The sequence below is a fragment of the Pseudomonas sp. C9 genome (assembly GCF_002000165.1).
Classification (GTDB): domain Bacteria; phylum Pseudomonadota; class Gammaproteobacteria; order Pseudomonadales; family Pseudomonadaceae; genus Aquipseudomonas.
Window position 1 is genome coordinate 386,320 of record NZ_MPAK01000001.1, and the last position, 11,722, is coordinate 398,041.

Genomic DNA, 11,722 nt, shown 5'->3' on the forward strand with positions numbered 1-11,722 from the left:
GTCCTTCGCCCGTTCTTCCTTCGCCGGCCCGCCAATGGTGCGGGCCGAGGTTGGATCAGGGTACACAGTGTTTGGTTCCGCAGCCCCCTCTTCGCTTATTGCACCAATGCCTGCTGGAACGAGTGGTCGATGATCGGGGCGGTCGCCAGTTCCGTCGGCAGCGCCTTGACCTTGAACAGGAAGTCCGCCGTGCTCTGCAAATCCGCCGCCGCTTGTTGATCCACCGGGCCGACGGTCATGTGGGCCTGACGCAACCAATGGCGAGACACGTCCTGATCCAGATTGGCCTTTTTCGCCCACAGATCGGCGTACTCGTCGGTATGGCTGTCGACCCAGGCCCGGGCTTTTTTCAGGCGCACCAGGAAGTCGGCGATGGCGGCGTGCTTACTGTCGATGGCCGGTGTCGACGCGGCGATGGCGCTCAAGCCGGGCATCAGGTTTTTAGCGGTCAGAATCGGTCGCGCGCCGGAGAACAGAATCTGTTGGGAAATGTACGGTTCCCATACCGGGAACGCGTCGATGCTGCCTTGAGGCAACGCCGCGGCGGCGTCAATCGGCATCAATTTGATGAAGTCGACGTAGTCTTCCGGCAGGTCGGCTTTCTCCAGTGCGCGCAGGGTCAACTGCTGACTCCAGGCGCCGGGCCAGTAAGCGACTTTCTTGCCCTTGAGATCCGCGATGCTATGGACCGGTGAATCCTTGGGCACGAGCAAGGCAATGGTGTCCGGGTTCTGCCGCGACACACCGATCAGTTTCACCGGCGCCTGTTTGGCCGCCAGGAACAGAAAGCCGGAATCACCGAGAAACCCCACGTCCAGCGCGCCGGTGTTCAGCGCTTCGGCCAATGGCGCAGCCGCCTGGAAGTGCTTCCAGTCGACGGTGTAGGGCGCGCCCTCCAATGCACCCGAGGCCTCAACCGAGGCACGCACGTTGTAGTAATTCTGAGCGCCGATATGCAGGACCACCGGGTCGGCGGCATAGGTGATCGGGGCGGCAAGCAGTGCGCTGGTCAATAGACTACGTACGAATCGGGACAGGTTCATCAAAGGCTCCAGAGTGCTATTTCTTATAGACCCTACCGCTATTACAAGAGCCTTTATAAATTCGATTTAGGCATAAGTTAATGACCAGAAACAAACAGTGTCGGCCCTGCAACAGCACCCCAACAGACTGTCTGCCCAGCGACATCCTTCACACCGTTGATGAGCGAAATCCCTCGAGAAACCAGTAGCCCCGGAACATGGCACAGAGCCTGCAATATTCCTTTTACGCAGGAAGCGACTCTACATAATAAATTTTTGGATATAACAAGCCTTGCCCGGAGCAGCCCATGAAACCGACCTTCCGCTTTCCCGCCTTCAAGTCTCTGCTGGGGGCTTGCGCACTGGCCCTGAGCCTGCAACCGCTGGCCCAGGCAGCCGAAACGCCACCGGCCGAAGTACACCTGGATTACGCCTATTACTCGCCGGTGAGTCTGGTGCTCAAGCACTTCGGTTTCCTCGAAAAGGCCCTGCCACAGACCAAGGTCAGTTGGGTCCTGAGCCAGGGCAGTAACCGTTCGCTGGAATACCTCAACAGCGGCGGCGTCGATTTCGCTTCATCCGCCAGCCTGGCCGCCGTGCTCAGCCGCGCCAATGGCAGCCCGATCAAGTCGGTTTACGTCTACAGCCGGGCCGAGTGGACAGCCTTGGTGGTGCGCAAGGATTCGCCGTACAAAACCGTGGCCGATCTCAAAGGCAAGAAAATCGCTGCCACCAAAGGCACCGACCCCTACCTGTTCACCTTGCGCAGCCTGCAACAGGCGGGCTTGAGCAAGGACGATGTCGAACTGGTGCATTTGCAGCACCCGGACGGTCGCATCGCATTGGAGAAAGGTGACGTCGACGCTTGGGCCGGGCTTGATCCGCACATGGCCGCCAGCGAAGTTCAGGCCGGTTCGCGCCTGCTGTATCGCAATACGCAATTCAACAGTTATGGCGTGGTCAGCGTGACGGACACCTATGCCAAGGAGCATCCGCACACCATCGATACCGTGCTGGATGCCTATGAACAAGCCCGCGTCTGGGCGGTAAAAAACCCTGACGAACTGGCGAAGTTACTGGCCAGCGAATCCGGCCTGCCACTGGAAGTGGCCAAGCTGCAACTGTCGCGCACCGACCTGAGCAGCCCGCAATTGACCGCCAGGGATGTGATCGCCTCTAAAGCCGCGGCACCGATACTCGTGTCCGAAGAATTGGTTCGCCGTGGGGTGAACGTCGATCAGGTCATCGATCAACTGATCGATACCGGTTTCAAAGAAACCGTGGCCCGTCAGTAACGGGGGGCTCATGACCAGCAAAAGCAAACACCTGCCACTCGAACGGCTCCCATCGCGCCGCGCCAGTGTGTCCCTGAACAACGCCTGGCGCCTGCGCCTCAAGGGTCTGGCGTTGCCGGTGCTGATCGTTCTGTTTCTGGAATTCGTCGTGCGTATCGGCTGGTTGCCGTCATACCAAATGCCGGCCCCGAGCGAGGTCGCATTGACCCTCGCAGACTTGGCCGACGGTGCACTGTGGAAGCACATCAGCGCCAGTCTGCTGCGGGTGCTACTCGGTTTCGCTATCGGCGCCAGCCTGGCGTTGGGGTTCGCCGCATGGGTGGGGTTGAGCCGTGAAGCCGAGGCGTATCTGGAGCCGACGTTTGCAGGTTTGCGCTCGATTCCGAGTCTGGCCTGGGTGCCGCTGTTGTTGCTCTGGCTAGGCATCGACGAGACCTCGAAAATCGTCCTGATCGCGATCGGCGCATTCTTTCCGGTGTACCTGAACGGCGTCGCGGCCATCCGCGACATTGATCGCAAACTGGTGGAAGTGGGGCAAATGTATGGCTTCAGTCGCCGTCGGCTGGTCCGGCGAATTCTCCTGCCCGCCGCCCTGCCCGGTCTGTTCACCGGGTTGCGCAGCGGCATGAGCCTGGCGTGGATGTTTCTGGTGGCGGCCGAATTGATCGCGGCCACCAAAGGCCTGGGCTATCTGCTCAGTGATGGTCGTGAGACATCGCGCCCGGACATCGTACTGGCCGCCATCATCGTGTTGGCGCTGCTGGGTAAGCTCAGTGACGGCCTCCTCGCCAGCCTGGAGAAACGTTTCCTGGCCTGGCGCGACACTTTTAATGGCCAAAGCGCCGAGGACTGAGCCATGACCCGACACCTGCTGGACATTCGAATCGAGCGTAAAACCTTCGCAACCACCACCGTCCTTAAAAACATTCACCTGCAATTGCGGCCCTGGGAAACCGTCAGCCTGCTTGGCCCCAGCGGTTGCGGCAAAAGCACTTTGCTGCGCATCGCCGCCGGGCTGGAAAAGGACTTCCAGGGCGAAGTGCGTCACAGCGCCGGGGAAGTGGCCTTCGTCTTCCAGGAACCCCGGCTGATGCCCTGGCTGACGGTCGAGCAAAACATCGGTTTCAGCGCCGATTCCCATTACGACAAAGCCTGGGTCGCGCAACTGATCGAAGAAGTCGGCCTTGGCGGTTTCGCCCAGGCACTGCCCAAAGCCCTGTCCGGGGGCATGGCTCAGCGAGTCGCGATAGCGCGGGGGTTGTATTCGCGACCGCAGGTTTTACTGTTGGACGAACCCTTCAGCGCGGTGGACGCCTTTACGCGCATGAAGCTGCAGGATCTGTTGCTGCAACTCGCCGAGCGTCACGCCATTGCCCTGTTGCTGGTGACCCACGATGTCGATGAAGCGCTCTATCTCAGCGACCGGGTACTGATAATGGACAATCGCCCCAGCAGCGTCCGGCAGGAACTGGCCGTGGAACTGCCTCATCCACGGGATCGGCGCGATTCGCTGCTGGCGGGTTTGAAGGCGGTGTCATTGACCGAACTGCAGCGTGCCCATGTGATCTGAAGGCTAAGCTGAGCATTCCCGCCAGAGCTTTCCAACCGCAGGGTCAGCCGATGTGTGGACGACTGTCGCAATACCGTGGCATTCATGATTTTGTCGCCGTGCTGAGTATTCCCGACGCGATGATCAATCACGTCGGGGACGAACCCTTGGCGCGCTATAACGCGGCGCCCACCACCCAACTCGCCCTGCTGCACCTTGAGCCTGACGGATTGCACGCCGATCCGGTGCGCTGGGGATGGCGTCCGCACTGGGCAAAAGATCGCGCGGCGCCAATCAACGCGCGGGTTGAGAAAGTCGCTCACGGGCCGTTCTTCCGCGCAATCTGGCCACACCGGGCGATTGTGCCGATCGACAACTGGTTCGAATGGGTCGATGCCGGGGATTCGACGCGATTGCCATGGTTGATTCGCCGACGCGATTGCGCGCCGATTTGCTGCGCGGCCATTGGTCAGTTTCCCGGCGCTGGCAACAAGCCGCGCAGCGACGACGGTTTTGTCATCATCACGGCGGACAGCGCGGGCGGCATGCTCGACATACATGACCGGCGACCGGTGGTGTTGTCCCCAGAGCTGGCACGGGAATGGCTCGATCCGGCCACACCCAGGGAACGTGCCGAGCAGATGGTGCTTTTACAGGGTGAACCTAGCGAAACGTTTGAGTGGTACAGGGTCGACAAAGCTGTCGGGAATGTCAGGAATCAAGGTTGTTCATTGATTAATAAGCTTATTTAAACTGACCACCCAGGCTGTTTTGTCTATATAGGCAAGTTTTAACTAAACCTATGCCCGGCATAAACGTTACACAGACTGTTTCACATTAGAAACACTTCCCGTTGTATGCCTTATTGTCCCAATTACCGCTTGTCTGACAATCCATTCGCCATACATACATTTAGAAACACTAAAGCTAGGATGCGCGCCGCGTTTCCCGTGGCACCGCCCTGTTGACCAAGCAGTCAACAAAGAAGGAAATCCTTAAATATCAACAAGCCTTGCAGAGAACTAAGTTGCGCGACGATCTTGTAATCAATCAAGTCAGCGGCCTGGAGTGTGTGTACCTGTCGATGACGGAACGCTATCAACTTGACTGCTTTATCGGGCAATACATACAGACCCGAAACCTGCGCTCTACCCCCAATATCGACGACATACTGCGTTCAACCCTCTCGAACTACGCCGGCCAACCGCCGGTTATGCTCAACGAGCTGAATGCATGGATCGACAAGACCTTGGGCTATCGGGCTTCCCACCCGGATTTTCCGTGTCTGGAAGACCTTTGAAATGATGCCCGGTCCCGCTCAGCAGAAGAGCTGAACGAACCGCACAGCGTTGCACTCTCAGTAGTAAAGGCCTACGGGCCTCCTTCTTTCGTGGACGCGATTCATTCGGCCTCTGCCCATGCCTGTCCACAGTCCGAACGAAAGATCGCGGCACACGCCACCCTTGAAACGGCTCGCTTGATGGCTCGGCAACTGGGCATCACGCACATACGCTGGAACGAGGCGGTTTGATTCATCCAGGCACAATCCGTAGCAGCTGGCGTAGCCTGCGTCCGGCTGCGTAGCAGTCGTCAAACCTGAATGCACGGATTTTCTGAAACACCGCGGCGTCAGATTTTACGACTGCTACGCAGCCGGACGCAGGCTTCGCCAGCTGCTACAAGGTTAGCGGTCTTGGAGGGGTCAGTCAGGGCTTAAGCGGACGCTCTTCATCGCGGTCCGACAGCTCCCGGCTGTCATCATGTTTCCAGTCCTGCCGCGAACGTTCCTGACGCTTGATCTCTTCCTCCGAGGGTTCATCTTCGTCTTCAAAATCCGGACTTTTTTGATCGTTAGCCATGCGCACCTCTCTTCCTGTGAAGGGATTCATTAAGCGTAGAACAAATTCGGACGTTCGATTCAGAGCCACCAGCGCAGCAAAAAGAAAAACCCCATGCTCAGGAGCATGCTGAGCAAGGTATTACGGGTGTAAAGCACCAACCCCACCGCCACCAGCGAACTGATCAGGTACGGGTTGTCCCATTGCAGGTTCAGCTGTTTGTCAGGCATGAACACGATGGGCCCGCAGATCGCGGTCAACATGCCCGGCACTGCAAAACCGAGGAACTGCCGGGCATTGCTGCTCAACCGCACCGGCAGCCGGGGTTCAAGAAACACGTAGCGGTTGAGAAACACCAGCACGCCCATTCCGAAAATTACCGCCCAAACGATCATGCTGTGCGTCCCACGTAGAGTTTGTTGCAGATAAAACCGGCGGTCATGCCTGCCAATCCCGACAGCACCAGCGCCGAGCCCCATTGCCAGTAGCTGAACAACACCGAACAGAACAGCGACACCGCGACACACACCACGGTTGGCACATTGCGCACCACCGGCGTGATCAAGGCGATGAAGGTGGCGGCGATGGAGAAGTCGAGGCCCAAATGCTCCAGCCCCGGAATGCTGCTGCCCAGCACGATGCCCGCAAGCGTGAACAGGTTCCAGGCGATGTAAAACGTCAGCCCTACCCCCAACGCGTACCAGCGATTGAATTGCTGCTTGTCGTGCTGACTGGTCAAGGCGAACAGTTCGTCAGTCAGTAAAAAGCCCAGCCCTACCCGCCAACGCCCCGGCAACGGGGAAATCACCGAACGCATGCTCATGCCGTACAGCAAATGTTGAGAAGTCAGCAATAAGGTGGTCAGCAATATCGAAAAGATCCCGGCGCCACCCTTGAGCATGCCGATGGCGACCAGTTGCGCGGCACCGGCAAACACAATGCTCGACAAGCCCTGGCCTTGCAGCGGCGTGAGATTGGCCTCGATGGCCATGGACCCGGCCAGCAACCCCCAAGGCGCGGTGGCCAGGGACAGCGGCATGATCGCCGCGGCACCACGAAGAAACGCACTGCGTGGCATGAGTAAATTCGACATAACGCCCTACAACCGGTGAAAGACCTGAGACTGTGCCAGCCGCCGCGCCCGAAGGCTTGAACAATCTTGCGCATTTGCGCAGTGAGCGTGTGCAGCGAAGGTGTTCCATTCATCGGCTTGGCGCTTGCTTCGCCTCGATAGTGGCAACATGATGGCGCTGCATATTCCCCAGAGACCAGGCCCTTCATGAGCTCACTCGAACCCGCCAGTGCCGTCTATAAAACCCTGCTTGAGTCGACCAATGCGATCCCCTGGCGAATCGACTGGAACACCATGACGTTCAGCTATATCGGCCCGCAGATCGAGGCGCTGCTGGGTTGGAAGCAGGACAGTTGGGTGACGGTCAATGATTGGGTCGAGCGCATGCACCCGGATGATCGCGATTACGTGGTGGAGTTCTGTGTCTCGCAATCACGGGCCGGGGTCGATCATGAGGCGGATTATCGGGCGCTGACGCAAAGCGGCGACTACGTGTGGATACGCGACGTGGTGCACGTGGTGCGCAAGGACGGAGAAGTCGAGGCACTGGTGGGCTTCATGTTCGACATCAGCGAACGCAAGAAAACCGAGGAGCACTTGAGCCGACTGCAAAAGCAACTCGAAGAGTATTCCTTCCAGGACGGCCTCACCGGCATCGCCAACCGACGCATGTTCGATACGGTGATGGCGCGCGAATGGGGCCATGCCCAGCTCACCGGCCTGCCGCTTTCGTTGCTGATCCTGGACATCGACTACTTCAAGCAATTCAACGACCACTACGGCCACATCAAGGGTGATGAATGCTTGCGCCAGGTCGCCCAGACGTTGTCCCAGGCCGCCAATCGACCGCGTGATTTCATCGCCCGGATCGGCGGTGAAGAATTTGTCTGGCTACTCCCGGAAACCGATGCTGAATCGGCAAGGCTGGTGGCGCGCAAATGCCTGCACCTGATTCGTCAGCAGCACATTGCCCATGAATATTCCCCGGTGGCGCCACTGTTGACCGTGAGCCTGGGTGTCGGCACCACCGTCGCCCCGCTGGAGGCGAACGCACTGGCGTTCATCGAGCAGGTCGACAAGTTGCTCTATCGAGCCAAACACAACGGCAGGATGCGCGCCGAATTCGCTGATTTTCGCTGAGCACACTCCCCATAGAGCAGCCGCCAGCGCCCGAGTACCATGGAGCCATTCGCATAACGGGTCAGGGAGTCGACATGCTGTACCGGATCGCTGCCGATGGGCTGGTGCTGCTTCATTTGCTGTTCATTCTGTTCGTCCTGTTCGGCGGCTTGCTGGTGCTCAAATGGCGGCCGTTGATCTGGGCGCACCTGCCCGCCGCAGCGTGGGGCGTGACGGTAGAAGTCATGCACCTGACCTGCCCGCTGACCCAATGGGAAAACCTGATGCGCCAGGCGGCCGGGCAAGCCGGTTACGGCGGCGGTTTTATCGAACACTACGTGTGGCCGGTCATTTACCCGGCCGGCCTGACGCCCACCCTTCAACTGGCGCTGGGTAGCGTGGTGCTGGCGATCAACGTGCTGGTTTATCTTCGGCTGATCCGGCGCTGGAAACTTCGCCGGACCGCCTGAAACAAACGCCGAGGATTGAATCCATGTTGTCGCTTGAAGACCTGACATTGCTCCAAGCCATCCGCGAGACCGGCAGCCTGTCGCGGGCCGCCGCTCACCTGGGCAAGGCACCATCGACCGTGTCCTATGCGGCGCGGCAACTGGAAGAGCGCTTCGACGCGCTGCTTTTCGATCGCCGTCGTTATCGCTTGCAGCTCACCCCGGCCGGCGAATTACTGGTGAACGAGGCGGCGCGGTTGATGCAGGACGTGTCCCGGCTGACCCAACGAGTCCAGCAAGTGGCCAACGGCTGGGAAAGCCGGCTGTGGATTGTCACCGACGAACTGCTCGAATTCGAAACCCTGATTCCAGTGATCCACGAGTTCGATGCGCTGGCGTCCGGCGTGCCGCTGCGCATCACCCAGGAAGTGCTCAAAGGTGTCTGGGAAGCCCTGCGCGAAGGCCGCGCCGACTTGATCATTGGCGCCACTAACGAACCACCGGCAATCCCGACCTTGCGCTGGATGCAACTGGGGGAAATGGAGTGGGTGTTCGCGGTGTCGCCCAAACACCCGCTGGCCAAGGCCAAGGAGCCGATTTCACGGGCGATGGTGGCGCAACATCGGGCGATTGTGGTGGCCGATTCGTCCCGGGTCACCGAAGGCAGCACCTACGGAGTGTCTGGCGGCCAACCGGTTTTGGCCGTGCCGACCATGCGTGCCAAAATTCTTGCTCAATGCGATGGACTGGGCGTCGGCTGGTTACCCCGGCATCGGGTGGGCTCGCTACTGAAAAACGGCACGCTGATTGAGAAGCTGATGGCTGACCCGCGCGAGCCAAACATTCTGTATGCCGGCTGGCGTGGCGATCATGACGGTCGTGCATTGGGCTGGTGGCTGGAAAAACTCAAGCAGTCGTACCTTTGCACCCAGCTCGTTCAGGGCAGTGACCGGTTTGTCTGAACGCCGTCGGCAATCACGCTCATGTTCCGCCCGCTGGCCTTGGCCACATACAGCGCCTTGTCCGCGGCGCTGACCAAATCGTCGGGCTGATCCTGTGAAGCCGGGTTGAAGGCACACACACCAATGCTGACCGTTATCCGGCCCTCGACGCCTTCGCTGTGCTCGATGCCCGCGCTCAGGACCGCGAGGCGTATTTTTTCGGCCACCAGAAACGCGCCTACATAGTCAGTACCCGGCAGCACCACCGTGAACTCCTCACCGCCATAACGAGCCGCAAGGTCACCGGGACGCTTGATATTGTCCTTGATGATCGCGCTGACCCTGCGCAAACACTCATCGCCGGCGACATGGCCGTAGCGGTCGTTGAAACTCTTGAAATGATCAACGTCGATCATCTGCAGCGCCAGCGGGGTCAGCGTGCGCCGGGCACGGCCCATTTCCGCGAGGATAAACACGTCGAACTGACGCCGGTTGGACAGCCCGGTCAATGCGTCCTCAAGAGCCAGCAACTCAAGGCTGCGATTGACCTCGATGAGCTTCTCCCGCGCATCGAGCAAGACACTCTGGACATGATGTTGCTGCTTCATGAAGCGAATGAGGCGGTAACCGAGCGCGCCCAGAAATGCCAGCAGCGACAACATGATCCCGGCGCTGAGCGCTGTCTCGCCACGCCAGCCGGCCAGCACTTCCTTCTTGTCCAGCGCGGCGAAGATGATCAGTGGATAGCCGTCGACACGGCGATACCCCGTCACCCGCTCGACTCCATCCACAGAAGACTTGACCGTCGCGGTTCCGGCATCGCTTTTGGGTAACAACTCGGTAAACAGCGGCCCCTTGGCGACACTGCTGCCAATGTCGGCCTCATTGAATGGCCGGCGAACAATGATGCTGGCGTCATCGGCAATCAGGTTGATGACCCCGTTGTTGCCCATGTCGATGTTGTCGTACAGGTCCAGGAAATGACTGAGATAAATCGTCGCCAGGGCCACACCGGCGAACCGGCCATCGGCATGATTGACCCGGCGAGAGACGGTCATGATCCATTCACCGCTCGAGCGACTTTTTATCGAGCGACCGATGTGCGGGCCACGGTCAGGATGATCACGATGGAAGATGAAATATTCACGGTCGGAATTATTGGCATTGGTCCCTTCCGCACCATTGGAATTGGCGATCCAGTTCCCGTGTTCGTCATAGACAAACAGGCCATGAAGTTGCTTCAGCTCATCACGCTCGGCGCTGAGCAATCGCTGCAACCTGGGTAATTGCTGCGCGTCGATGCCTTCGTGTTCGAGGCGGTCTACCAAGGCAAAGAGCAGCGTATCGGCCTGTTTGATCGACGATTGCGCCTGCGACGCCAGGGTCTGCGCCAGGTTGGACATCGCCACTTCTTTGTCATGCAGGTGGTACTGGCGCGAGGTCCAGGCTTCCCAGATCACAATCGCCGTCATCGACAGGCACACCGCCACGAGCAGCACCACCGCGTATCGGACCTTGAGCCGTGACTCGAGCTGACCGGGCGCCCCGGGCGTGGCGGGCTGGGGGCTTTCAATCGGATCTTTAATGGACGAGTACCCCATGACAATCCCTGACTGGTGATGACAAGGCGACTTTTCCTGTTCGCCCATCGCAACAACACGATAGGTGATTTACTGACCGCGTGACGGGGTTTGTGGCGGGAATCCGCCCTGAGGTCATGACTTGCCGGACTGTTTCACCGCCTCAAGCCAGGCCGGATCCAGTCGGGTTTGTTCGGTATCGATGCCCAATGCTTGCATGCGCGCCTTGTGCTCATCCATCTCACGAGTCAACTGGCCGTGGTCGCTGGAGTTGCCGTCCAACTCATGCATCTGGTGCAAACCCAGGTGGTAGAAACGCAGCAGTTTCATGGCCACTGGATCACCGGTTGCCACCGCTGCGGTGACCTGATGCATGATGTTGGTCACGCTCATCAGGCTGCGCTTGAGCTGCCAGCCGTAGACCGCCGCGGCCATCCATGGCTGGCTCCAGAGTTTGCCGCGCATCAGCGCCACTATCAGCAGCACCGCGACGAAAACGCCGCCGACGTTAAATCGCAGGTTGTCGCCACCGGGTTCACCGAACAACGCCACCGCGGCCGTGGACAGCCCCATCGCCAGCGCCAGGAAAATCAGGGCAATTATCACCGTACTGCGTCGCGTCTGTTGTCGATAGGTTTGGGCATTCTTCGGCTGGATTTCGAACATCGCGACAGGGTTCCTTGGGGGCATGAACAAAAAGACTGCGGCGCATTATCGCCTCTGCGCGGGATTTAGCTATGCTGGGGCTCCTTTTCATCTTTTCATCGTCAAACGGGGAACATGGCGATACAGCTCGGTTCGTGCCATCTTCATCCATGGATACACACTATTCAGATGCCATTCCCGCCGTTCAGTGA

The 11,722-nt window shown here is 59.2% G+C and carries 14 protein-coding genes; 8 read left to right on the forward strand and 6 right to left on the reverse strand.

Annotation, left to right across the window (positions count from 1 at the left end; translation table 11 throughout):
- Positions 1 to 95 precede the first annotated feature (95 nt).
- The gene (locus BMS17_RS01735) at positions 96 to 1,043 is read right to left on the reverse strand and encodes an ABC transporter substrate-binding protein (protein WP_077430276.1); all 948 of its coding nucleotides are present in this window, start codon (positions 1,041 to 1,043) and stop codon (positions 96 to 98) included.
- A gap of 287 nt (positions 1,044 to 1,330) precedes the next feature.
- Here BMS17_RS01735 and BMS17_RS01740 point away from each other — a divergent pair, with 287 nt between their 5' ends.
- From BMS17_RS01740 to BMS17_RS01760, 5 genes are all read left to right on the forward strand, one after another.
- Entirely contained in the window at positions 1,331 to 2,317 is a 987-nt protein-coding gene (locus tag BMS17_RS01740; protein ID WP_046027554.1) for an aliphatic sulfonate ABC transporter substrate-binding protein, read from the forward strand.
- A gap of 10 nt (positions 2,318 to 2,327) precedes the next feature.
- A complete protein-coding gene (locus BMS17_RS01745; RefSeq protein ID WP_046027555.1) occupies positions 2,328 to 3,170 on the forward strand; it encodes an ABC transporter permease in 843 nt (280 codons plus the stop codon).
- A 3-nt stretch (positions 3,171 to 3,173) separates the two neighbouring features.
- Positions 3,174 to 3,887 carry an ABC transporter ATP-binding protein gene (locus tag BMS17_RS01750; RefSeq protein WP_077430277.1) on the forward strand — a complete coding sequence of 238 codons (714 nt, stop codon included), beginning with the start codon at positions 3,174 to 3,176 and terminating at the stop codon, positions 3,885 to 3,887.
- A 50-nt stretch (positions 3,888 to 3,937) separates the two neighbouring features.
- Complete coding sequence (locus BMS17_RS01755; protein WP_077430278.1) at positions 3,938 to 4,618, forward strand: SOS response-associated peptidase; 681 nt, start codon at positions 3,938 to 3,940, stop codon at positions 4,616 to 4,618.
- Positions 4,619 to 4,893: 275 nt separating this feature from the next.
- Entirely contained in the window at positions 4,894 to 5,166 is a 273-nt protein-coding gene (locus BMS17_RS01760; protein ID WP_046027877.1) for a hypothetical protein, read from the forward strand.
- A gap of 406 nt (positions 5,167 to 5,572) precedes the next feature.
- On the opposite strand, the gene BMS17_RS30290 is transcribed toward BMS17_RS01760, so the two are convergent.
- The 3 genes from BMS17_RS30290 to BMS17_RS01775 are packed head-to-tail and all read right to left on the reverse strand — an operon-like array spanning position 5,573 to position 6,797.
- The gene (locus BMS17_RS30290) at positions 5,573 to 5,725 is read right to left on the reverse strand and encodes a hypothetical protein (protein ID WP_175648945.1); all 153 of its coding nucleotides are present in this window, start codon (positions 5,723 to 5,725) and stop codon (positions 5,573 to 5,575) included.
- 59 nt (positions 5,726 to 5,784) lie between these two features.
- Positions 5,785 to 6,096, reverse strand: coding sequence for an AzlD domain-containing protein (locus BMS17_RS01770; RefSeq protein WP_175649005.1), 312 nt, complete (start codon positions 6,094 to 6,096; stop codon positions 5,785 to 5,787).
- Entirely contained in the window at positions 6,096 to 6,797 is a 702-nt protein-coding gene (locus tag BMS17_RS01775; protein ID WP_046027560.1) for an AzlC family ABC transporter permease, read from the reverse strand. The genes BMS17_RS01770 and BMS17_RS01775 overlap by 1 nt, the downstream gene beginning before the upstream one ends.
- Before the next feature lie 186 nt (positions 6,798 to 6,983).
- On the opposite strand from BMS17_RS01775, the gene BMS17_RS01780 reads away from it, so the two are divergent.
- The 3 genes from BMS17_RS01780 (at position 6,984) to BMS17_RS01790 (ending at position 9,306) form a co-directional block, all read left to right on the forward strand.
- Positions 6,984 to 7,916, forward strand: coding sequence for a sensor domain-containing diguanylate cyclase (locus tag BMS17_RS01780; protein ID WP_046027562.1), 933 nt, complete (start codon positions 6,984 to 6,986; stop codon positions 7,914 to 7,916).
- Positions 7,917 to 7,990: 74 nt separating this feature from the next.
- Positions 7,991 to 8,365 carry a DUF2784 domain-containing protein gene (locus tag BMS17_RS01785; protein ID WP_046027564.1) on the forward strand — a complete coding sequence of 125 codons (375 nt, stop codon included), beginning with the start codon at positions 7,991 to 7,993 and terminating at the stop codon, positions 8,363 to 8,365.
- A 23-nt stretch (positions 8,366 to 8,388) separates the two neighbouring features.
- Entirely contained in the window at positions 8,389 to 9,306 is a 918-nt protein-coding gene (locus BMS17_RS01790; RefSeq protein ID WP_046027566.1) for a LysR family transcriptional regulator, read from the forward strand.
- Here BMS17_RS01790 and BMS17_RS01795 read toward each other — a convergent pair.
- Positions 9,282 to 10,886: a sensor domain-containing diguanylate cyclase gene (locus BMS17_RS01795; RefSeq protein WP_046027568.1), complete on the reverse strand. Its 1,605-nt coding sequence runs from the start codon at positions 10,884 to 10,886 to the stop codon at positions 9,282 to 9,284. The two genes, BMS17_RS01790 and BMS17_RS01795, sit on opposite strands and share 25 nt — an antisense overlap.
- Positions 10,887 to 11,000: 114 nt before the next feature.
- Positions 11,001 to 11,531 carry a DUF3087 domain-containing protein gene (locus BMS17_RS01800; protein ID WP_077430280.1) on the reverse strand — a complete coding sequence of 177 codons (531 nt, stop codon included), beginning with the start codon at positions 11,529 to 11,531 and terminating at the stop codon, positions 11,001 to 11,003.
- Positions 11,532 to 11,722: the final 191 nt, after the last annotated feature.